General features: G+C 60.9%; 18 protein-coding genes. 8 read left to right on the top strand and 10 right to left on the bottom strand.

Translation table 11 applies throughout. From position 1 onward, the window contains the following. Positions 1 to 23 precede the first annotated feature (23 nt). The 3 genes from AC1ATL_RS08945 to miaB form a co-directional block, all read right to left on the bottom strand. Positions 24 to 2,813, bottom strand: a complete 2,790-nt coding sequence (locus AC1ATL_RS08945; protein WP_476569990.1) for a DNA translocase FtsK 4TM domain-containing protein — start codon at positions 2,811 to 2,813, stop codon at positions 24 to 26. Positions 2,814 to 2,909: 96 nt separating this feature from the next. After that, entirely contained in the window at positions 2,910 to 3,938 is a 1,029-nt protein-coding gene (gene miaA / locus AC1ATL_RS08940; RefSeq protein ID WP_476569957.1) for a tRNA (adenosine(37)-N6)-dimethylallyltransferase MiaA, read from the bottom strand. Beyond that, positions 3,922 to 5,376, bottom strand: a complete 1,455-nt coding sequence (gene miaB, locus AC1ATL_RS08935) for a tRNA (N6-isopentenyl adenosine(37)-C2)-methylthiotransferase MiaB (RefSeq protein WP_476569956.1) — start codon at positions 5,374 to 5,376, stop codon at positions 3,922 to 3,924. Before miaB ends, miaA begins: the two co-directional genes overlap by 17 nt. Positions 5,377 to 5,508: 132 nt before the next feature. Between miaB and AC1ATL_RS08930 the strand changes: the two genes are divergently transcribed. After that, positions 5,509 to 6,237, top strand: coding sequence for a GTP pyrophosphokinase (locus AC1ATL_RS08930; protein ID WP_432622748.1), 729 nt, complete (start codon positions 5,509 to 5,511; stop codon positions 6,235 to 6,237). Positions 6,238 to 6,262: 25 nt separating this feature from the next. On the opposite strand, the gene AC1ATL_RS08925 is transcribed toward AC1ATL_RS08930, so the two are convergent. The 3 genes from AC1ATL_RS08925 to AC1ATL_RS08915 form a co-directional block, all read right to left on the bottom strand. Then, positions 6,263 to 7,234, bottom strand: a complete 972-nt coding sequence (locus AC1ATL_RS08925; RefSeq protein WP_476569955.1) for a DMT family transporter — start codon at positions 7,232 to 7,234, stop codon at positions 6,263 to 6,265. 108 nt (positions 7,235 to 7,342) lie between these two features. Next, positions 7,343 to 8,179, bottom strand: coding sequence for a Bax inhibitor-1/YccA family protein (locus AC1ATL_RS08920; protein ID WP_432622744.1), 837 nt, complete (start codon positions 8,177 to 8,179; stop codon positions 7,343 to 7,345). 105 nt (positions 8,180 to 8,284) lie between these two features. Beyond that, on the bottom strand, positions 8,285 to 8,851 hold the full coding sequence (locus AC1ATL_RS08915) for an Ltp family lipoprotein (RefSeq protein WP_476569954.1): 567 nt from the start codon (positions 8,849 to 8,851) through the stop codon (positions 8,285 to 8,287). Positions 8,852 to 9,087: 236 nt separating this feature from the next. Between AC1ATL_RS08915 and AC1ATL_RS08910 the strand changes: the two genes are divergently transcribed. The 3 genes from AC1ATL_RS08910 to AC1ATL_RS08900 all read left to right on the top strand — a co-directional run bounded on the left by AC1ATL_RS08910 (position 9,088) and on the right by AC1ATL_RS08900 (position 13,299). Beyond that, complete coding sequence (locus AC1ATL_RS08910; protein WP_476569989.1) at positions 9,088 to 10,371, top strand: sensor histidine kinase; 1,284 nt, start codon at positions 9,088 to 9,090, stop codon at positions 10,369 to 10,371. Then, positions 10,368 to 11,060, top strand: coding sequence for a response regulator transcription factor (locus AC1ATL_RS08905; protein WP_476569953.1), 693 nt, complete (start codon positions 10,368 to 10,370; stop codon positions 11,058 to 11,060). The genes AC1ATL_RS08910 and AC1ATL_RS08905 overlap by 4 nt, the downstream gene beginning before the upstream one ends. Positions 11,061 to 11,190: 130 nt before the next feature. Beyond that, positions 11,191 to 13,299, top strand: a complete 2,109-nt coding sequence (locus tag AC1ATL_RS08900; RefSeq protein WP_476569952.1) for a GmrSD restriction endonuclease domain-containing protein — start codon at positions 11,191 to 11,193, stop codon at positions 13,297 to 13,299. A gap of 58 nt (positions 13,300 to 13,357) precedes the next feature. Here AC1ATL_RS08900 and AC1ATL_RS08895 read toward each other — a convergent pair whose 3' ends face one another. Continuing rightward, complete coding sequence (locus tag AC1ATL_RS08895) at positions 13,358 to 14,017, bottom strand: response regulator transcription factor (RefSeq protein WP_476569988.1); 660 nt, start codon at positions 14,015 to 14,017, stop codon at positions 13,358 to 13,360. Then, positions 14,017 to 15,237, bottom strand: a complete 1,221-nt coding sequence (locus AC1ATL_RS08890; RefSeq protein WP_476569951.1) for a sensor histidine kinase — start codon at positions 15,235 to 15,237, stop codon at positions 14,017 to 14,019. The genes AC1ATL_RS08895 and AC1ATL_RS08890 overlap by 1 nt, the downstream gene beginning before the upstream one ends. 190 nt (positions 15,238 to 15,427) lie before the next feature. On the opposite strand from AC1ATL_RS08890, the gene AC1ATL_RS08885 reads away from it, so the two are divergent. From AC1ATL_RS08885 to AC1ATL_RS08870, 4 genes are all read left to right on the top strand, one after another. Then, positions 15,428 to 16,423 (top strand): ABC transporter ATP-binding protein, encoded by a 996-nt coding sequence (locus AC1ATL_RS08885; protein ID WP_476569950.1) that lies wholly within the window; start codon positions 15,428 to 15,430, stop codon positions 16,421 to 16,423. A gap of 45 nt (positions 16,424 to 16,468) precedes the next feature. Then, entirely contained in the window at positions 16,469 to 17,716 is a 1,248-nt protein-coding gene (locus AC1ATL_RS08880) for an ABC transporter permease (RefSeq protein ID WP_476569949.1), read from the top strand. Further along, complete coding sequence (locus tag AC1ATL_RS08875) at positions 17,703 to 18,992, top strand: ABC transporter permease (RefSeq protein WP_432622730.1); 1,290 nt, start codon at positions 17,703 to 17,705, stop codon at positions 18,990 to 18,992. Before AC1ATL_RS08880 ends, AC1ATL_RS08875 begins: the two co-directional genes overlap by 14 nt. A gap of 137 nt (positions 18,993 to 19,129) precedes the next feature. Continuing rightward, positions 19,130 to 19,804: a sugar O-acetyltransferase gene (locus AC1ATL_RS08870; protein WP_432622727.1), complete on the top strand. Its 675-nt coding sequence runs from the start codon at positions 19,130 to 19,132 to the stop codon at positions 19,802 to 19,804. Here AC1ATL_RS08870 and AC1ATL_RS08865 read toward each other — a convergent pair. Then, entirely contained in the window at positions 19,794 to 20,186 is a 393-nt protein-coding gene (locus tag AC1ATL_RS08865; protein WP_476569948.1) for a VOC family protein, read from the bottom strand. The genes AC1ATL_RS08870 and AC1ATL_RS08865 overlap by 11 nt on opposite strands. Before the next feature lie 392 nt (positions 20,187 to 20,578). Next, positions 20,579 to 23,278 carry an aconitate hydratase AcnA gene (gene acnA, locus AC1ATL_RS08860; RefSeq protein ID WP_476569947.1) on the bottom strand — a complete coding sequence of 900 codons (2,700 nt, stop codon included), beginning with the start codon at positions 23,276 to 23,278 and terminating at the stop codon, positions 20,579 to 20,581. Positions 23,279 to 23,324 lie beyond the last annotated feature (46 nt).

The following is a 23,324-nucleotide window of genomic DNA, read 5'->3' as shown; positions in this document are numbered from 1 at the left end:
GCGATTGTCACGCCCGTCGCATCTCAGGACCGTGCGCCGTCCGATGGGGACGCGCCGCCGGTGAGCGAGGACGTCTCGCCTTTGATGAAGGCGAGCACCTGGGGCAGATCCTGCGGCTGCACAAGCACCTCACGGGCCTTGGACCCTTCGGATGGGCCCACCACGCCACGAGATTCGAGCAGGTCCATCAGGCGACCGGCCTTGGCGAATCCGACACGCAGCTTGCGCTGCAGCATGGAAGTGGAGCCGAACTGCGTGGAGACCACCAGTTCCGCGGCCTGCAGCAGCACGTCCATGTCGTTGCCGATGTCCTCATCCGGCTCGACGGCCTTCTTCTCGGCTTCCTTGGCCATCTCCTCGATATCCTCGCGATAGTGGGGCTTGCGCTGGGTCCGAACGAATTCCACCGCACGGCGTATTTCGGATTCGTCGACCCACGCGCCCTGCACTCGAATCGGCTTGGCCTGCCCCATGGGCAGGAACAGGGCATCGCCCTGTCCGATCAGGGTCTCCGCCCCGGTGGCGTCGAGGATGACGCGGGAATCGGTGGCGGATGAGGTAGCGAACGCCAAACGGGACGGGATGTTGGCCTTGATCAGACCAGTGACCACGTCGACGGACGGACGCTGGGTGGCGAGCACCAGATGGACACCCGCGGCTCGTGCCAGCTGGGTGATGCGCTGGATGGAGCTTTCCACGTCGTTCTTGGCCACCATCATGAGGTCCGCCATCTCGTCCACGACCACCAGGATGTACGGATATGGGGCCACCTTGCGCTTGGATCCGGCTGGCGCATGCACCTTGCCGGCGCGCACTGCCGCATTGAAATCCTTGATATGGCGGAATCCGAAGAATTCGAGGTCACTGTAGCGGGCGTCCATCTCCTTGACCACCCATTCGAGCGCCTGCGCCGCCTTCTTCGGATCGGTGATGATCGGCGTGAGCAGATGCGGAATGCCCGCATATGCGGACAGCTCCACTCGCTTCGGGTCGACCATGATCATGCGGACCTGGTCGGGCGTGGCTCGCATGATCACGGAAGTCAGCATGGAGTTGATGAAGCTCGATTTACCGGATCCGGTGGCGCCGGCCACCAGGAGGTGGGGCATCTTGGTCAGGTCGGCGGTCACGAAGTGGCCCTCCACGTCCTTGCCGACGCCGGTAAGCATCGGATTAGGGTCGTTTCTTGCCTTGTCGGAACGCAACACATCGCCCAGCACCACAGTCTCGCGATCGGTGTTCGGAATTTCGATGCCGATGGCAGACTTGCCTTCGATCACCGACAGGATACGTACATCGGAGCTGGCCACCGCATAGGCGATGTTCTTCTGCAGATTGGTGACCTTCTCGACTTTGACGCCGGGGCCGAGCTCCACCTCATACATGGTGACCGAGGGGCCGCGCAGGAAGCCGATGACCTTCGCGTCGACATTGAACTGCTGGAAAGTGCCGGTCAGCGCACGGATGACGCGATCGTTCTCCGGCGTATGCGCGGCATGCGGCGCGCCTTTCTTGAGGATGTTGAGGTCGGGCAGATGATATGGGCCTTCGGGAGTCCCGTCCGGCTCCGATGCAGCATCAGCATCAGAATGCGCATCGTCAAGAACCTCTCCGGTGGCGGCGTCCACCATGACTTCCTTGCCGTTGGAGGTGCCGTCCTCGTCGATGACCGCCCACGGATCATTCGGAGCGACGCCGACGGGTTTGACCTCGTCGGCCGGCACCAATGCGGATGCGCCGCCCATGGAGCCGGATAACACATCGATCGGATCGGAGGCGACGGAACGGCTGTGCCCTTCCTGCGGCATGACCGTGGTGCCGGACGGCACGGCGGCGTAACCATCCGCATCATAATCGCCGGAGGATATGCTCCGCGGTGACGTGTCGCGTCGTCCGGAATCGTCCACCATGGTTTCCGCAATCTGCCCATGGCGATCGGCCGCGTTAAGGAACGCTTCGTCGCCGGCGTAATGATCGAGATCGCCGTCCTCATCATGCTTGGCTTTGCGGGACGAAAGCCGTTGCCTCATACGGGCGAACAGACCCGGTTTGACGTCGTCATCATTCTCATCAGTGCCGTCATGCGACGGGACCCCTTCGGCGAAAGCGAGCGTCGTATCGCCGACACGCACTTCGTTGGGGAATTGCTCCGTCTCGTCGACGGTGTCATCACGTTGCTTCGACGTACCTAAGAACCTCGATACCAACGTCCCCACCTTGTCGGGAATCTGCGTGACGCGCGTATGGGTGATCAGCAGCAGTGCGAAAAGGATGACGACCACGAAAATCGCGATCGAAAAACCTTTGGAAAGTCCCCATGCCAACGGACATCCCAGCACATAGCCGAGCAATCCTCCGGCGCGCTGCAGCAAAGCCATGTCGAAAGTCGTGGAATCGGAGGCGATGGCCGCGTCGAGAATCGAGCAGACGGACCATAGAATCATGAGCCATCCGAGCGCCATATGGAGGTTCTCGTTCCGGTTCTGGGTTTTGCGCATCAGGCTGAACACCACAAGCGCGAGGAAGACCGGCAGAATCACACTAGTCAGGCCGAACAGTCCCGATGCCATGGCGTGCAACACCTGGCCGAAGGCGCCTTGGACCCGGAACCATTCGGATGCGCAAAACAGCACCGCGAGAATGGCCATGATGAAACATGCGATGTCGCGGCGGTATTTGCGCAGTATGACCGCCATCGCCGACGGTTCGGTCTCGTCCATGACCTTGGTATCGCCGGAACGCGATTTACCTGCGGATCCCTTGCCGTTTGACTTGCCGCTTGATTTCGGGGTGGAAGATGCTGTTCGTGCCATAACAGACATGATTTTACCCATGGGCACCGCCATGGCACGACATTTTCTTGTATCGCCGACGGATTCGCGCATGCTCGTATGGCGTCGGCGTTCCGGTTATGAGATATCGCCGAGGTGATGCTGCGTGTAGGCGTCGGCCTGGGCGTCGATGGCGTCATAGTCGCCTGCGTCCGCATGCTCGATGATTGCCATGGCGTTGTCGAGCAATGCGGGATTGAGCGCCTGCAGCCAGTGGATGCGGGGGTCGCGGCCGAACCATCCCATTTGCTTGCGTGCAAGACGCTTGGTCTTCTGCGCGATGCTCATGAAGGTGTCGTTCAGGTCGCACAGGCCGTCCAGATAGTCGATCACCTGTTGGTATCCGAGCGCCTTGCCCGCGGTGATGCCGAGTCTGGGCCGGATACGTTCCACTTCCTCAACGAAACCGTTTTCCAGCATGTGTTTGGTTCTGACATCGATGCGGCGATCGAGTTCCTCACGTGGCAGGTCGAGGCCGATCTGCACGGTGGGGATCACGTACCGGTAATGCGGCAGGCTGGCCGAATATGGCCGGCCCGTCACCTCGATGACTTCCAGGGCGCGGATGGTGCGACGTGGATTGTGCGGATCCATACGCGCGGCGGCTTCGGGATCCTTCGCCTTGAGCTCGTCGAACAGCACGCCAGCCCCCTCGGTCTTCTCCCGCTCCTCGAGACGCTTGCGCACTTCGGGATCGGTGCCGGGAAAGGAGATGTCGTCGATGGCGGCACGGGCATAGAGACCGGAGCCGCCCACCAGAATCGGACGCACTCCCCTGTCATGCAATTCGGCGATTTTATCGCGGGCCAATTCTTGAAAACGCGCCACAGACATGGCATCATCCGGCTCGATGATGTCGATGAGGTGATGCTTGACCTCGGCCTGTTCCTCGGGGCTTGCCTTGGCGGTGCCGATGTCCATGCCCTTGTACATCTGGTAGGCGTCGGCGTTGATGATCTCCGCCTGTTCGCCTTTGGCCGCCAGCGCTTTGGCGATGGCGATGCCAAGTCCCGTCTTGCCGGACGCGGTGGGTCCGACGATGGAGACGACCTTGCGTCCGTCGGTCCGTTCCGTCTGTTCGGAAGTCTGCTCAGTGTCGGACGGCATAGGTCTGCCCCGCTTTCGGATCAGGGTCGGCGATGAGGTTGTGACGGCCGGCATGCGTGACGGTGGCGGTCACGAAATCGCCGACCTGCGGTGTCGGCTCGCCTTCCGGAACGCCGACATGGACCAGCACGCCGGTCTTCTCACGGCCGGTGACACGGTGGGTGGCGGCATCCTTTTTGCCGGACGCGCCGGTGACCATCACTTCGACGTCACGTCCTTCGAAGGTTTTGAGGTTCTCCTCAGTGATGCGCTCCTGCAAGGCGACGAGCCGTTCGAAACGATTCTGTACCACGTCGTGAGGCAGCTGCTCCATCGCCGCGGCCGGCGTGCCGGGGCGAGGGGAATAGATGAAGGTGAACGCGGAGGCGAACCGGGCCTCCTCCACCACGCGAAGCGTCTCCTGGAAATCCTCCTCCGTCTCGCCCGGGAAGCCGACGATGATGTCGGTGGAGATCTGCGCGTCGGGCATGGCCTCACGGATCTTGCGCAGAATGTCAAGGAATTTGGCGGAACGGTATGAGCGGCGCATCGCCCGCAGAATCCGATCGGAACCCGACTGCAACGGGAAATGCAGCTGATGCATGACGTTCGGTGTCTCGGCCATCGCGGCGATCACGTCATCGGTGAAGGCGGCCGGATGTGGCGAGGTGAATCGCACTCGTTCCAATCCTTCGATCTTGCCGCAGGCGCGCAACAGCTTGGAGAAGGCGAAACGGTCGCCGATGCCGTAACCGAAGGAGTTCACGTTCTGCCCAAGCAGCGTGACCTCCTTGGCCCCCTCATCGACGCATTGGCGGATCTCGGCGAGGATGTCGCCCGGACGGCGGTCATGCTCCTTGCCTCGGGTGGTGGGCACGATACAGAAGGTGCAGGTGTTGTTGCACCCGACGGAGATGGACACCCAACTCGACACCTTCGACGCGCGGTCCGTAGGCAGCTGGCTCGGGAAGTAGTTGAGTTCCTCCTTGACCTTCACCTGCGCGTGTCCTTCGATGCGGGCCTGGTCGAGCAGCTGCGGCAGGGACCCAATGTTCTTGGTGCCGAACACGGCATCGACCCAAGGGGCCTTCTTCGCGATCTTCTCACGGTCGAGCTGGGCCATGCAGCCGCCAACGGCGATCTGCAGATTCGGCCGCTCCCTTTTCATCTCCGCCCATAGTCCGATGGTGCCGTACATGCGCTCGGCGGCGTTCTCACGCACCGCGCAGGTGTTCATGACGATCAGATCGACATCATGGTCGAGATACTGTTCCTCGGTGGCGGGCACGTAGCCGTCGGCCTCGAGCACGCCGGCGATGCGTTCGGAATCGTGCACGTTCATCTGGCATCCGAGCGTATGCACGTAGAACACGCCCTTGCCTCGCGTGGAAGTGCCGTTCCCGGCCGGCTCGGCCAGCTTCGAGGCGCGCTCCGCCTCGGTCATCATGTCTTCGTTCATAAGAAACCATGCTATCGGCAGGGCGGCACAGGCGTTTCGGAAGGCCCCGCACCCAGGAAACACCCGTTACGCGGGGCTCGTTCACAGCGCACATCCAGTTTCGCGACACGCAGAAAGGTACACTGTTCTCCTGTGATACTCGATAGACAGAACCGCATCAACACCACGGAATTGCAGACGCATCTGAAGAACATCGACCTCGGGCAGGGTCCTCTCGCCCCTGAGCAGATCACCGAGTTCATCGACCAGATGCAGGTGTATGAGGGCGCGATGTACGAAATAAGCACAAAACTGGAAATCCTCGATTCGGAGTTCCAGGTCCGCTTCTCCCATAATCCGATCCATCATATGGAACGTCGTCTCAAATCGATCAATTCGATCATCGGCAAACTGCAGCGGCGGAATCTTCCGCTGACCGTCGACGCGATCAAGGACAACCTGTTCGACGTCGCAGGCGTCCGCGTGATCTGCAACTATCGCGACGACGTGTATTCCGTGGCGAACTATCTGTCGGCTCAGAGCGACATCCAGGTGCTGCGGGTCAAGGACTACATCAAGAATCCGAAGCAGAACGGGTACCGGTCGCTGCATGTCATCTACGCGGTGCCGGTGTTCCTTTCCTCCGGCCCGCATTACACGCCGGTGGAGGTGCAGCTGCGCACCATCGCCATGGATTACTGGGCGAGTCTGGAGCATGCGCTTCGATACAAGACCGATCTGCCGGACGCGAAGCTCGCCGAGCATTCCCAGACGTTGCTCGACTGTGCGCGCAGTCTACAGAACATCGAGACGCAGATGCAGAACATCCACCGCGACATCAACAGCGCGCCTCAGGCGGGCGAGGCTCCGCAGACGAGCTGACGCTCCTTGGGGCCGCCCCGCCCCGTCATTCGCGTCTGAGGAGCTTCGGCACCTTCACCGGAATCTGCGCGAGTATGGTTCCGGCGAAGATCAACGCGCATCCGACGTAGCCGCGCGCGGTCATGACCTCTCCGAGCAGCAGCGCGCCACCCACCGCGGAGAAGAACGATTCCAGCGACATGATCACCGCGGCGCGGGACGGCGGCACGAGCTGCTGTCCTATCACCTGCAGCGTGTAGGCCACGCCCGCCGAGCCCACGCCCGCGTATACGATCGGGAACCAGCTCTGCATCGCGCCAGCCCAATCGACGGAGCCTTCGAACAGGGAGCCTATCCAGCTGAGGACCGCGGTGGTGGAGATCTGTCCGAAAGACAGCAGAATCGGATCCATATGCCGTCCGAACGTGTCAATCACGAGGATGTGCCCGGCGAACAGCACGGCGGTGAACAGCAGCACCACATCGGCGAGAGTTATCGATCCGAAGCCGTTGGTGATGCACAGCAGATAGAAGCCGACCACGGCGATGGCGACGCTGACGATGACGTTCGCCGTCACGCGGCGGCGCAGGATGAGGAAGGCGAGCAGCGGCGTCATGACGATGTACAGCGCCGTAATGAAGCCGGAACGTCCGGCTGATCCGGAATAGAGCACGCCATACTGTTGGACGGTGCTGGCGGTGAACAGCACGATGCCGCATATGATGCTGACGACCACGGGATTGCCTGTCCATTTCGGCATGGCCACGATTCTGCCGTCGCCAAGTGTGATGGTCGGATTCTCCTGCGATTCACGACGGCGCCGCTCCTGCTCGGTTATGGTGCCGCGACGGAACCAAAGCAGCGACACCAGCGACAATGCCCCCAACGTGAATCGTGTGGCACCAAAGAACAGGGGGCTCATGGATGTCATGCCCTGCACTTGGGATACGAACGCGAACCCCCAGATCATGGCCGTCAACACCAGGCAGGCCATGCCGCCTATCTCTTTCCTCCGCATGAGCCACTACCCTACGGCGAGCTTCTTGCATACGAAAAGGCCTGACCATATTCTGGTCAGGCCTTTGCTGATTGAGACGCGGACGCCGCGTCTACGCTACGAACGGAATCAGTCCCTATCTCCCAGAAGCTGAAGGACATACAGGAAGATGTTCACGAAGTCCAAATACAGGTTCAGCGCGCAGATGATGGAGACCTTCTTGATCATCTCCTCGCCCTGGCCCGCATACTGGGCGAACAGCGCGCGGGTGGACTGGGCATCGTAGACGGTCATGCCGGCGAACAGCACGAGTCCGATGGCGGAGACCAGCATCAAAGTGGTCTGTCCGGGGGCGAAGATCATGAGCAGCACCTCGGCGACGATCAGCACGATAAGACCAACCATCAGAACCGGTCCAGCCTTGAGCACATTGACCTTGGTGGTCATGCCGAGCATGGTCAGCGCGAAGAAGAAGCCCGCGCACAGGGCCAGCGAGATGCCGATGGTGCCAAGATCGTATGCCATGAAGATGGTGCTCAGCGAGAAGCCCATGATCGCGGCGTACACATAGAACATGACGCGCGCGGTGGTCGGAGTGATTTTCTCGATGCGCGCGGCGAGATAGATGGCGAGCACGACTTCGACGACGAGCGGCGCCCACACGCCGATGACACCAAGAGCCTGGATGAGGGCGATGTAGGCACCGGTGACCTGGGTGAGGATGGCCACCACGGCGGTGACGAGCAGGCCGATGGTCATCTCACCATAGGCGCGGGTGACGGAAACTCGTTCGGCGTGCTCATAGGAATAGGTTGCCTGGGCCGGCACGGACTGCGCATAGGCCCCTTGCGGCGCATACTGATACTGGTTCTGGACGTACGAATTCTGGTTGTACTGGTTCTGGCCATACGGCTGGCCGTTGAATCCATTGGCGCTGTTGCCCTGGGGCTGCTGACCGAATGTCATAATCGCTCCTTAACTCGATTACGCACTATCGTACGGCATTTTTCTGACCGTTTCATGAAAGCCCCGAAAAAAGGTGCCGGACATGCGGCCGCCGGCACCATCTCGTCAATCGTTCAAATGCTGGATGGCGTAATCAGCTTCCTCCTGAGTGAACTGATCTCCGTATTCGCTGGTCAGCTGGTCATGAATCGCCTCGGGCGACATGGCCATATTCTCTTGATAAGACTTCGCCTTGGCGAGCGCGTTGGCATTCCAGTCGGTCTGGACGTTGTCGACAGCGTATTGGGCCGCTTCCTGCGAGAACTTCCCGCCGTATTCGCTGGTCAGCTGCTTCAACAGACCAGCCTTGGACATATGCATGATGTTGGCATAGGTGTCGGCTTGGCGAAGAGCCGACTTGTATTCCGGAGGAACCGAATCCTCCTGCTTCTTCTGCTCGTCCTTCTTCGTATCCGTCGTCTGTTGGGACTGCGTGGCCGTCGTTGTCTTGGCTCCATCCGCCGACGATCCGTTGCCTCCCATGGTTCCGGCAACTACCAGTATCGCCACCACGACAATTATCCAGAACCACACACGCTTGTACAGAGGCTTTTTCGCCTTCACCGTCGGCTGGACAGGCTGCATTGGGGCCTGGGGTTGGATGGGCTGTTGCGGGGCGATATAACCACTCATGATCGTTCCTTCTTCTCGAAGCGGTTGGGATATTTTCGAGAGTACGGAATTTCGCGCTTCGACGGTATTGGACGAAAGGACATTCAACACCGCCTTTTGGGGCATAGGGGAAACGCACGGAAGAACAATGGCGTATTCTCCGTGTGGGGCCGATAATGGGGACCATGAGCGAGACGACGAACGCACCAGACGCAATCGATGTGCCGGTACGCACCAAAACCTGGTGCACCGCGGTGATGGTGGTCTGCTCGGATTTCATGTGCATGGCGCAGACCGCGTTTGCCGCGCAACGATTCGACCAGGATTCCGCCGCATATGCGTGGATGGTGTTCTGCACGCTGCTGTCGTTCGCGGCGGGATTCCTGCTACTCGGCCGTTCCCGTTACCCGCGCGCCACGTTCGTCGCCGCCTGCATCGCCGTTCTGCTCCTCCCCTATGATCCCGCCATCGAATTGATGGCATTGGCCGCCTTGCTGGCCCGGCGCAACGATGCGCGAACGAGCATCCGCGCAATCACGGCAGGGGGAATCGTCGCCATCGTCTCTCAGGTGCGCGACGCGACGCAACCGCCGGAAGCGTCGCTATGGCATATGGTGTTCGCCAAGCCGAACACCGGCAGCCAATACGGCACCGATCTGGTCATGCTCGCCGACGAACGCACCATCGTCATCACCGCGGTAGTGGCGGCATTGCTTGAACTGATCATCGCGACTCTGGCGGGATTGCACATCCGATCGCGAGCTCTGGCAACACTGGCTTCGGCCAAGGCGGACGCGGCGGACGCGCGGGCGGCACAGCTTAGGACCACCATCGACAGCCAGCAGCTTGCCGATGCGATAGCGGCCGAGGCGCATGACACACTTGCCCATTCCCTCTCCCTACTGGCGTTGAATGCGGGTGCGCTGCAGGCCGAATCGAAAAAACTCGCCGCCGAGGCAAACGCCGTGGATGCCGGACAGCTGGCCGAACAAGCCGAACGGATCGCGGACAAGACGGATGAGATCAGAAAACAGGCCGCGGGAGCATTGGATGAGGCGCACAGCGTCATCGACATGCTGCGGCATCCGGAACAGGCACGGGAGCAGCTGGCGCCATCCGATGAGACCTCATTGACTCGCGAATCCTTGGAAGCGCTCATCGGCGACGCACGCGCGGCAGGTATGCGGCTCGACACATGGATCGACATCCAGCAACTGGGACGGCTCAGCAAGGAAACCGGCAAAATCGCATACCGCGCCCTTCAGGAGGGACTGACCAATGCGAGCCGTCACGCGCCGAACACGCCGGTATCGTTGGAACTTACCGTGAACCCGTCCCAGGGCGTGCACGCGCACGTCTCCAATCCGACGGTCACGTCCGACGTCACACCACCGGAGGAAAATTCCACGAAGACGGTCCGGACCGGCGCCGGATTGCCTGGACTGGCGGAACGCGTGCGACAGGCCGGCGGAACATGCCGGTTCGGTTTTGACTCACGACACACGTTCCACGTGGACGTGCGGCTACCATGGGTTGAGTGAGCAGCGAAGAGAGCAGGGACGACAAGCCGACGACAGTCGGCGTGATCGATGACGATCCGATGATATGCCAGGCCATGCGGCTGATTCTCGAAGACTATTCCAATGGCGGACTCAATGTCGTCTTCACCTGCACCGATGGATGCCAAGCAATCGACGAGACCGAAAAAACACATCCCGATGTGGTCCTGATGGATATCGCCATGCCAGGCATGGACGGCATCGAAACGACGCGAAGACTGCGCGCGCTGCCTCGCCCGCCGCACGTGCTGATACTGACGTCCCTGAGCCCGAATGGAACCGTGGAACGGGCCGTCGAGGCCGGAGCCGAAGGCTTCGTCTCCAAAACCGACGCGCCGGAGGACATCATCCGCCGTATCACAGCCGTATGCGACGGACTGCCCCAATTCAATCCGGCCAGTCAACGGCAACTCATCAGCGATCTCGGCGCACAGCAGCCGCAATCACGCCGCGATGAGGCCCGCGCCATGCTGGACGCGTTGCCCGAACGGGAACGTGAGGCGGTGGTTCTCGCAGCCGACGGATTCACCAATGCCGAAATCGCGGAACGCATGTTCATCTCAGAACGTACCGTCAAGGCGCATATCTCCTCGGCCGCGGACAGATTGTGCATGGGACGCGTGCAGATGGCGAGACTCGTGGAACGCGCGGATCTGCCGGAACGGCTGTGACTCGAAGACACGAATGAAGCCAGCGTCCGAGACTACGGCCGTAGAAAAGCCAGGGCACCCCCTATCATAAAGTGGAGGTGATGCGCCGCGAACAAGGCGCAAACGTTATCAACGAGGAATGGCGGTCGAAATGGCAATCAGCGCGACGGAAAAACCTTTGGGCAAGGTGTTCACCTCCGACTACCAGTTCACCATCCCCTCATTCCAACGCGCATACACCTGGCAGGCGGAGAACATAGAACAGCTCGTCAACGACCTGCAGGACGCCTGTGCCGACCCGGACACGCCCTACTTCCTCGGATCACTCATCCTCGTCAAGGACGGCCCCACCCAATACCAGGTCATCGACGGACAGCAACGCCTCATCTCCCTGTCGACCATCATCTCCATACTGCGCGAACTGGAGGACGACCCCGACCTCATCGACAGCCTCAACGACCTCATCCTGGAACCGGGAGACAAACTACGCGGCATCAAAGCCGAACCACGACTCAGACTACGCGAACGCGACACCGACTTCTTCCGCATGTACGTGCAGGAAGGCGATCTGGAAGGCCTGTTCGACCTGAGAGACAACGACATAGCCTCCCACGCGCAACGCAACATCGCCATCAACACCCGACGGGTATTCGACTCGCTCGCCGCCATGGAAACCAAGGACCGCCGCAGGTTCGCCTCATACCTGGTCAACGGCGTCACCCTCGTCATCGTCACCACCGATGACCTCGCCGGCGCGCACCGTATCTTCGACGTGATGAACATGCGCGGCGTTCCACTGACCGCATCCGACGTGTTCAAAGCGAAGACCATAGCGGAAATATCCCCGGCCGCACGCAACGCCTACGCCACCCGATGGGACGACATCATGGATCCGCTCGGCGACGACGCGCACACGCTCGAGGAATTCTTCGCCGACCTGCATCTGATTGTCTCGCACAAGGCCGTCTGCACGCAGCTGCTTGAGGAATTCCGCAAGGACGTGCTCAAACCCTACGTGAAACAGCAGAACGTCATCTCCTTCATCGACGACCTACTCGCCCCCTACGCCAACGCGTGGCTCATTCTCAGCCGTCCGACCGACGCCAATCTGCCCGATGGCATCGTGGCCCTGCTCGTCTCGCTCGCCGACTACCAGACCACTGACTGGAAACCCGTGGCCATGTGGGCGCTGGTCAACTCCATCCGCAATCTCGGCAGCGTCAACGCCCAAGTGTTCTCCACTCCAGGATTCCACGCGCCCGACAACGTCACCACGGACAAACGCGACGAGAAACTCCAACTGCACGACATCGACAGGCTCCACGACGTGCTCAGCGCGCTCGAACGCGTCACCGGCGTCGACAGCCTCAACAGGCAAAGCCCCCTCGCAAGACGGACCCGCGCCGCCAGCGCCATACGCGACCTCGACAAAGGACACACCCTCCAGCAAATCCGCGGCTTCCTCATCACCGACGAGGACCGCAGGTCGGCGCTCGCGCATCTGCGCGGCGAACTGCAAACCAGTCCCGCCATGAAGAAACTTCTGCTCATCCGAGCCAACGAACAGAAGGCCGGCCACCGTATCATCCGCCCACGTAGCCTCAAAGCCCTGCCGATCCTGCCCGAACAGGTTGTAGCGAAATCTGATTTCGCCGCCTGGCCGGAATCCGTGCGGGACCATTGGACCAATCGCATCGGCAATCTGGCACTCAGCCAAGCCAACGAAAACCAGGTCGCGCCGCTCGCCACCTTCGCGCAACGCCGCGACCGCATGCTGCTTTCAGCAAGCTCCAAACGATTCCCCTTGACCGCCGAGCTCGCCGACATCGCCGAATGCACGCCGCAGACCCTGCAATACCGACAGGACGAGACCGTACGGCTCATCGCCGACCATTGGAACATCCGATATGACGCCGACAACACGGACCTGTCGACGCTGAACGAGGAGACGCTCACCGCGAAAACCGCGGCACACTCCCCGACCTCCAAACGCGTCAGCATCGCCCAGGTGCTCGAAGCCGGACTGCTCATCCCCGGAGAGACCTTGGTATGGGAGCGGCCACGCAAGGGCGAACGCTGGGTGGCGACCGTCACCGCGGGAGGCAAACTACGCATGGACGACGGCAAGGAATACGCCACCCCCACCGCAGCGGCACGCGCGGTCGGAGGCTCCTCTGCGGGACTCACTGTATGGAAACGCACGTCGAACGGGCAAAGGCTCAGCGATGTCTGGAAGGCATACCGTCTGCGCAGACACTAGGGACGAACGCGCAACACAGTCCGCAATCAACCCCGGCCAGCCCAATCAACCCGACGAGTCAACGGCAGGCAAGCCATTCGACGGCGAGTTTGGTGCGATTGGAAATATTGGTTTTGGCAAGAATGCCACTGATGCGATTACGCACCGTGCCTTCGCTCAGAAACAGCCGCGCCGCGATCTCACGATTGTCCAATCCTTCGGCCACCAGGTCCAGCACCTCACGCTCGCGTTCGGTGAGGCTCTCGAAACGTTCAGCGATTCCACCGACGGCGATGTCGCTGGAATCCGGCGGCGTCTTCATTGCCGATGGCTGGATTCCAGCGCGCAGTTTGCCCAGCACTTCGGCACCCATGACAACCTGCCCCGCCATGACGGCCTGCACTGCGGGGATGACGGAGGAGACATCCTGTTTGATCAGGTAGCCTTTCGTGCCGATTTCCAACGCCTTGGCGATGTAGCTTTCATCGGCGAACGTGGTGAGCACAAGTATTCGCGCATCCGGATACGCGTTGAGAATCGATTCCGATGCCTCCAATCCGTTCATTCCGGGCATCTGCACATCGACCAGCAACACGTCGGGGACATCTTCCCGATACCGGATTACGGTGTCCGTGCCTGTATTGGCGGTCCACGCCACGTCGGCGGTGCCGGTGGCCTCGAGAATCGTGGACAATGACGAGCAGACGATCGGATCGTCATCGGCGATGGCCACGCGCATCATCGTTCTCCTTTCCTTGCCTGTTGCGCCTGTTTGCATGACTGCATACCTGTTCCCGCTGCCGTTCGAGACACTGTTTTGGGAATGGACACGAACACGCGCCAACCCTCATGGTATGGCCCGCACACCGCGGAGCCGCCCAGCGCACGAGCGCGTTCCTCGATGTCCGCGACGCCTATGCCTGTGGAATCGCCTGGACGCGCAGCCTCCGCAGTGGAGGTACCGCCGGCAGGGCTCCATCTGGCACCGTCATCCTGCACGCGCAGCTGCCACAGTGCGGGGAAATCACGCAATACGATCGAGACGTTCCTTGCCTGGCTGTGGCTGACCGTATTGTTCAATGCTTCGCGGATGGTGGTGGCAAAGCAGCGGGCCACCGCGGCCGGCGCCGTGGAAACACCGTTGTCGAGCTCCACACACAGCCGTCCTGTGTCATCCATGCTGTGCGCAGCCGCCGTGATCTGTGCGGTGAAATCCACGCCCTCGTCCTTGAGATCATGGACGGCGCGACGCACCAGGGTCATCGCCTCGTTCACCGTGCCATGGATTTCGGGAAAACGTCGGGCTGACTGCTCCTGTCCGGAAACCCGTGCCACCACCTGCGCCGCTTCGGTCTGCATGATGGCCCGCGTCAGCATATGGCCGACGTTGTCATGAATCTCACGGGCTATGCGTGTACGCTCGGCGAGCGTGGCCGTGCGCACCGCCAAAGCACGGTCCTCGTCATTCTCGGCGAGACGGGAACGCAACCTACGTATTTGGTCGCGTCGGGAATCCTGCAATCGCCGCACCTCGCCGGCGAGCCGTGTCTCGTGTGCGCAGAGCATACCTACCGCGAATCCCAGAATCGTCAGCAATGCCGTCATCGCGACGACCATTGCCGAAAAACCGGAACGCAACGGCGACACGACCATGGGAGCCAACCATAGCCAGCGTGACGCCACGAACAAAGGGCGTTCGCCGGCTTCGGGGAGCGAAGCCGCGGTGAACGCGAAAATCGGCAGCATCGGATACCAGGACGGCACGAGACATGCCATGCCATCGAATACTACAAGCATTGCCGCAGTGAGGCATGAGCCGCCGGCATATTCCCCCACCGCGGCGCAGCACACCGCCACAAGCGCCCCACACACCAGTCCGGGGCCGACATCGCCGGATGCATGCATGCCAACGATCATGCCCATGACCAGGAACACGGCTTGGAACAGCAGTCGTTGCATACCGCCTCCCGTCCGTCATATCGTTATGGTCTTCGTCTTTTTCAAGAGTAATGCACACGTGCTGCGCCCATACGACGGTATGGAAGAAAATGACATTTGTCATGCCTGGAAGCGGACTTGCCGAGGCAATCATGACTGCGGACACCATGTCGGGGGCACCGGACGACGGGACAATGGAAACATGACGCATATGGGAAAGGAGCAAGCCATGGATGGGCACACGAACGGCGTGGCGAGCGCGGTCACCGTCTCGAAACTGGTGAAACGCTATGGGGACATGGTGGCCCTCGACTATTTTGACCTCGACGTGAAGCAGGGTGAGATCTTCGGCCTGTTGGGCCCCAACGGTTCGGGCAAGACCACCGCCATCAACTGCATGCTCGCGCTGCTCACCTTCGACGAGGGCACCGTACGCGTGTTCGGCGAGCGCATCACTCCCACCAGCTATGCGTTGAAACGCCGTATCGGCATCGTGCCGCAGAACGTCGCCGTGTTCAATGAACTGACCGTCGAGGAGAACATCGATTACTTCTGCTCGCTGTATGTTCCGGACAAGGCGAAACGACGTGTGTTGGTTGAGGAGGCGTTGGATTTCGTGGGTTTGGCCGGTTATCGCAAGTACCGTCCGGCGAAGCTGTCCGGCGGTCTGCTGCGACGGCTCAACATCGCATGCGGCATCGCGCACCAGCCTGATCTGATCTTCTTCGACGAACCTACCGTCGCCGTCGATCCACAGAGCCGCAATGCGATTCTCGAAGGCATCCAACGGCTCAATCGGGAGGGTGCGACGGTGATCTACACCAGCCATTACATGGAGGAGGTCGAGCAGATCTGCGACCGAATCCTCATCATGGACCATGGCCGGCATCTGGCACTCGGCACCGCCGACGAGCTCAAGGCGATGATTGATACCGGCGAGCGCATCAGCATCGAAACCGACGACCTGGGAGGACATGCGGGCGCAGCCGACGCCACGCTTGAGCGGCTGCGTGCGTTGCCGTTCGTGATCGGCGCCGATTATGACGGGCATGAGTTGACGGTGAATTGCCGTAGAGGCGACCACAATCTCATCGATGTGCTGCAGCTGTTGGAACACGATGGCACGAATATCGGTCATCTTTCCAGTCGTCAGCCGACGCTCAATGACGTGTTCCTTGAGCTGACCGGCACCGCGTTGCGCGACTGAACCGCTTTCGGCATTTCCGAAAGCAATCGAAAGGCATGTGACATCATGTGGCAAACGTTCTTGGTCAATCTCAAACTGCATTTGCGGGAGAAGACGCAGCTGTTCTGGCTGTTCGCCTTTCCCATCATCCTGGCCACCATGTTCAACGGTATGTTCGGCAACATCGCGGAAAGTTTCGAGTTGCACACGCTTGACGTGGCTGTGGTCGAGGATACCGCGTGGAAGACGTCCTACGGCGCGCAAGTGCTGGTCGACGGCATTTCATCCGATTCGTCGGCGTCCGGCAGCAATGGATACGCGAAAGTGGATCCGGATGGCGGTTCGAAGCTCGTCAATGCGACGAAGATGGATTCGGTCGCACAGGCGAAACGGCTTTTGGCGGATGGCACCGTGCAGGGCATGCTGCAGGTCGTCGACGGCAGGCTGAGGTTCTCCGTATCGCAGTCGACGCAGTCGTCCGCGTCGGATGTGATGGCGTCGAGTAGCGGATTGGATATCTCGCTGACCGTGTTGGGCAATATCGTGGATATGTACAACCGCAACGCCGATGTCGTCACGGACATCGCCAGGCGCAATCCGGCCGCGCTTATGGATGGCGCGTTGACCGGCAGCATCGGCTCGGCGAGCGGCTATACGAAGGAGATTCAGCTGACGAATTTCAAGCCGAGCGGCACCGCGCGCTATTATTACGCGCTGCTGGGCTTGGCCGCGTTGATGGCCATGAGCTTCGCCATCAATGCGGTGACGATGACGCAGGCGAATCTTTCCGCCTTGGGTATCCGTCGTTCCGTTTCGCCTTTGCCGAAGCTGGAACAATTGTTGGCCGGATTCTTGTCGAGCTGGCTGTGCTCGTTCCTGAGTCTGACCGTGGCGATGCTCTACATCCGCTTCGGCTGCCGGATTTCTCTGGGTGGACGGGAATGGGCCGCGGTCGGCGCATGCATGGTGGCATCGTTCGCCGCGAGCGCGTTCGGCACGCTGCTGGGAGCGTTGCCGAAGATTCCTACGGGTGCCAAACATGGCCTGTGCACGGCTCTTGCCTGCATCCTGTCCTTGTTCTCCGGACTTTATGGACAGTTCGCCATGCAGCTCAGCGACCGGATCGCCCGGCAGGCGCCCGTGCTGAGCCTCATCAATCCGGCGCAGCAGATCACGAACCTGTTCTACGACATCCTGTATTACGACAATCTCAAACCTTTCTTCACCACCGCCGGCATTCTCACCGCGATGAGCTTGGTCTGCCTTGCCGTGGCGACCGTTCTGTTGAGGAGGCAACGCTATGAATACCTGTAGGACCGCGCTGAGGATCCTGAAATCACGCAAGATGTACCTGGTCATCTATCTGGGGCTCATCGGCATCATGATGTTCGCCATCAGCTGGCAGATCATGCGTGGCTCGGCCATGAGCGGCGATGCGGTGTTCCGTCCCGATACGGCGCGGGTGGCGGTGATCGACCGCGATGGCGATGCCGATGGCGTCTCGTCGGCGCTGCGTTCCTATCTTGCGTTGGATGGCGAGATGGTGGACGTCGAGGACGATTCCGAGGCACTGCAGCAGGCGGTCGCATCGAATTACGTCGATTTGATAGCGATTGTGCCGCATGGTTTCGCTTCGGATTACCAGAAGTATCTGGATGACTCGTCGGAGAGCCAGCCGACGGTCGAGACCGTCGTCAGCTACACTTCCGGCGCGGGTTCGCTTTCCCAGTTGGAAGTCAATGAATTCCTGTCGCTGACGCGCACCGCATATCTGGGTCAGGCGGGTATGCGACAGTCACTGGGCACGGCCATGCGGACGGTATTGGAAACCGCGGAAACCGATGCCAAATCATCGAAGATCGCGGTGGTGCAGTCGCCTTCCGATGGTGACGGAAACGTGACGCCGGCCGCTTCCGCGTTCGCCGGCACCATCAAAACAGGCCTGTATCCGCTGCTGCTGGTCATGCCGATCTGCACGTTCCTGGTGGTCGGCGCGTTCAACGACGGTGAGATCCGTCGGCGTCTGTATTCGTCGCCCGCACGGCTGGTATCGACGGGAATGCAGGAGCTGCTCGCCTGCGCAACGCTCGGTCTGGTGGTGTGCGTCGGATACACCGCGGCCACGTTGGCATTGCTGGCGATGGCCGGAGTGCCGTTCGACGGGTTGACGCCTGTGAATGTGGGATTGTCGTTCATCTCGCTGTTCGTCTACACCTTGATGTCGGTCGCCTGCGGATTCCTGCTGGGGTCGGTCGGATGCTCCGAAATGGCGGTCAACGCGTTTGCCAACGTATTCGGCCTGTTGTGCATGTTCACGTCCGGCATGGCGTTCCCCGTGGATATGATGCCCGAACCGATGATCATGATTGGCAAGCTGCTGCCCGGTTGGTGGCTGTGCGCGTCCATCGATGATGTGTTCGGGCTTGGTACAGCGTCTGTGACCGGAGTGGATTACGGCTCTTGGGCGTCGTCGATCGGTCTGGTCGCGTTGTTCGGTGTCGCGTTCATCTGCCTGGGCTTGGCATTGGGGCGCATTCGCCGCATGCGTCCGACGTTGGCCTCCCCCGCCACCACACAGTTGGCCAAGTGAATCGTATGCCGATTCCGATGAACGGCGTGCGGCACAGGAGGCAAATCGTATAATAGGGCTCGCCCCGTTTCCTTTCCGCGGACGCCGTTCATAAAAACCGGCGCATCGCGATCGACGGTTCCATAAAAGGAGTCCATATGACGGAAGACCGTGAAAATCCCATTGCACAAACCCCTGCCGAGACTCCCGCGAACGAGTGGGAGCGTATGCTGTCCGGCGAGCTGTATGTGGCGGACAGCCCGAAGCAACGCGAGATGAACATGCGCAAGCGTCGCCTGGTGCAGGCCATCAACACGTCGGCATACGACGCTTTTGAGGAACGTGACCGTCTCTTCCGCGAACTGTTCGGCTCGCTCGGCAAGGGAGCGTTCTTGGAGCCGCCATTCAACTGCGACTACGGCTGCAACACGTACATCGGCGACAATTTCTACGCCAACATGGATTGCATCTTCCTCGACGTGGCCAGAATCACCATCGGCGACCGTGTGTTCTTCGGTCCGCGCGTGGGACTGTACACCCCTTACCATCCGATCGACGCCGAGGTACGGGCTTCCGGACCGGAAGGCGCACGTCCCATCACCATCGGCAATGATGTGTGGTTCGGCGGCAATGTGGTGGTCGGCCCTGGCGTGACCATCGGCGATGACGTGGTGATTGGTGCCGGTTCCGTGGTGGTCAAGGACATCCCGTCGCATTCGGTGGCCGTGGGCAATCCGTGCCATGTGATCCGTCCGATCACGAACGACGACCGCAACTACTGGCAGGCCAAGGCCGCTGAATACCACGCTTGGAAGGATTCGCTTACCGACTGACGGCGTGCGACCAGTCGGTGACGGCTTCGATGTTGTTGCCGTCCGGGTCGAGCACGAAAGCGGCGTAATAGCCGGGATGGTAGGCGCGTGATCCCGGCTTGCCGTTGTCGGTTCCACCGGCGGCGAGTGCCGCTTCGTGGAAGTCGCGTACGGTCTGCTCGCTGTCGGCACGGAATGCGATATGCGTGGGAACGGGAGTTTGGCCGGGCTTGTCCATCGGCGAGACGTAGAAGTCGGATCGCGGCGTGCCGTCATCGACGCCGAATCCGATGGTCGGCTCGTGATGCGCTTTGGGAATGTAGCCGAGTGGCGCTAGGGCCTTGGTATAGAACGCGATGCTCCGCTTCGCGTCCGAAGCATGAAGAGTGATGTGATCAAGCATGCCTCTACCCTAGCGCTGATACGAGAGTGGGCCGGAACCTCGCGATTCCGGCCCACTCATCATTGCGTCGAATTCTGCCTCACGCGCTGATCTGCTAAGCGGATCAGCGCAGAAAACGCTCCTCTGGAAATAGTCGAAGGACGTGTGCGGTTTCAAGGCGCACCGAAGGAAGGCGTACTCAGTACGCCGACTGAGGAGCTGGCTACGCCAGCCTTCGCGGCATAGCCGCTCACTTCGCCTACGGTCAGCCCATTGGGCTGACCGTTTAACGGCTCAGCGCAAGCCCCCTCTGGAAATAGTCGAAGGACGTGTGCGTCGGCAAGGCGCACGGAACGAAGGCGTACGAAGGTACGTCGAGTTCCGAGCAACGCAGCCGACGCTCCGTCCTTCGGCTATTTCATCAGGTTGCGCAGGACGTACTGGAGAATACCTCCGTTACGGTAGTAGTCGGCTTCGCCCGGCGTATCGATGCGCACGACCGCGTCGAATTCGGTCTTGGAACCGTCATCATGGGTGGCGGTGACGTGGACGGTCTTCGGGGTGGATCCGCTGTTGAGCGCTTCGATGCCGGAGATGTCGTAGGTTTCGGTGCCGTTCAATCCGAGGCTTTCGTAGGATTCGCCTTCGGGGAACTGCAGCGGGAGCACACCCATGCCGATGAGGTTGGAGCGGTGGATGCGTTCGAAGCTTTCGGTGATGACGGCTTTGACGCCCAGCATGACGGTGCCCTTGGCGGCCCAGTCACGGGAGGAGCCGGTGCCGTATTCCTTGCCGGCGAGCACGACGAGCGGCACGTCATGGTCGATGTAGTCGCGGGATGCTTCGAAGATGGTGGTCGGCTTCTTGCTGAGGAAGTCGTAGGTGAAGCCGCCAGGGGTGACTTCCTCGCCGACGGAGGCGAGCAGCTGATTGCGCAGGCGGATGTTGCCGAACGTGCCGCGGACCATGACTTCGTGGTTGCCTCGGCGGGAACCGTAGGAGTTGAAGTTCTTCGGTTCGACGCCGTGCTCGGTGAGGTACTTGCCTGCCGGACTGGAGGCCTTGAACGCGCCTGCCGGGGAGATGTGGTCGGTGGTCACGGAGTCGCCAAGCAATGCGAGCACGCGGGCGCCGTGGATGTCCTTGACCGGATCCGGGGTGGCTTTCATGCCGTCGAAGAAGGTCTGCTTGCGCACGTAGGTGGAGTTCTCGTCCCAGGCGAACAGTTCGCCTTCCGGTACATCGAGTCCTTTCCAACGGCGGTCGCCTTCGAATACGGAGGCATAGTCCTTGAGGAACATCTCGCGGCTGACGGTGCCGTCGACGACCGCAGCGACCTCCTCGTTGGTCGGCCAGATGTCCTTGAGGTACACGTCGTTGCCTTCGTTGTCCTTGCCAAGCGGCTGGGTTTCGAAGTCGAAGTCCATGGTGCCGGCGAGCGCGTAGACGATGACGAGCGGCGGGGATGCCAGATAGTTCATCTTGACGTCGGGGCTGATGCGGCCTTCGAAGTTGCGGTTGCCGCTCAACACGGAGGTGACGGTCAAGTCGTTGGCGTTGATGGCTTCGGAGATTTCGGGCAGCAGCGGGCCGGAGTTGCCGATGCAGGTGGCGCAGCCGAAGCCGACGAGCTGGTAGCCAAGCGCGTCGAGGTCATCCTGCAGGCCGGCGGCCTTGAGGTAGTCGGCCACGACCTGGGAACCTGGTGCAAGCGAGGTCTTGACCCACGGCTTGGGCTTGAGTCCCTTGGCGTGCGCGTTGCGGGCGATGAGGCCGGCCGCGATCATGACGGACGGGTTGGAGGTGTTGGTGCAGGAGGTGATGGATGCGATGGCCACATCACCGTTCTTGATGTCGAAGTCGCCACGGAAGTCGGTGGAGACGGCGACTGGCTTCTGCACGGTCTTGTCGGTCTCGTAATCCGGCAGGGTGGCTTCGAACTTCGTCTTGGATTCGCTCAGCTTGATGCGGTCCTGCGGACGCTTCGGGCCTGCGATGGACGGCACGACGGTGCCGAGGTCGAGTTCGAGGTATTCGGAATACTGCGGTTCCACGTAGTTCGGGTCGGTGGTGTCGCCCCACAGCTTGTTGGCCTTGGCATAGGCTTCGACGAGGGCGATCTGCTCTTCGGAGCGACCGGTCAGACGCAGGTAGTCGAGCGTGACGCCGTCGATCGGGAAGATGCCGCAGGTGGAACCGAATTCCGGACCCATGTTGCCGATGGTCGCACGGTTGGCCAGCGGTACGGAGGCGATGCCTTCGCCGTAGAATTCGACGAACTTGCCGACCACGCCGTGCTGACGCAGCATGTCGGTGATGGTGAGCACCACGTCGGTGGCGGTGACGCCTTCGGGGATGGAGCCGGTGAGCTTGAAGCCGACGACGCGCGGCACGAGCATGGAAATCGGTTGTCCGAGCATGGCGGCTTCGGCTTCGATGCCGCCCACACCCCATCCGAGCACGCCCAGACCGTTGACGGTGGTGGTGTGCGAGTCGGTGCCGACGCAGGAGTCGAGGTATGCGAGGATGTTGCCGTTCTGTTCCGCCTTGGTCATGACGACCTTGGCGAGGTATTCGATGTTGACCTGGTGGATGATGCCGGTTCCCGGCGGTACCACGCGGAAGTTGCGGAAGGCCTGCTGGCCCCAACGCAGGAACTGGTAGCGTTCGCCGTTGCGCTGGTATTCGATGTCCATGTTCTGCTCGACGGCATCGGCGACGCCATACTTGTCGATCTGCACGGAGTGATCGATCACCATATCCGACTGGACCTGAGGGTTGATGACCTCCGGGTCTCCCCCAAGCTCCTTGACCGCGTCACGCATGGTAGCAAGGTCGACGATGCACGGCACGCCGGTGAAGTCCTGCATCACCACTCGGGACGGCGTGAACTGAATCTCGTGGCTCGGCTGCGCAGCCGGATCCCAATCCAACAGTGCCTTGACATGATCATCCGTGATGTTGGCGCCATCAATGTTGCGCACCAGATTCTCGACGAGAACCTTCAACGAATACGGAAGATGATCGATGCCCGGCAAATCCGCGATACGGTAATAGTCGTAATCCTTGCCGCCCACCTTCAGGGTGTCGAGCTGGTCATCGCGCACAGACATGCTACCTCCGAGCTTTATGGCTGCTTGAACTGCTTTGCAACAGTCG

The sequence above is a fragment of the Bifidobacterium sp. LH_743 genome, assembly GCF_056355775.1.
Note: the sequence above shows the minus strand (reverse complement) of the source record. Positions and strands in the feature narration are given on the sequence as shown.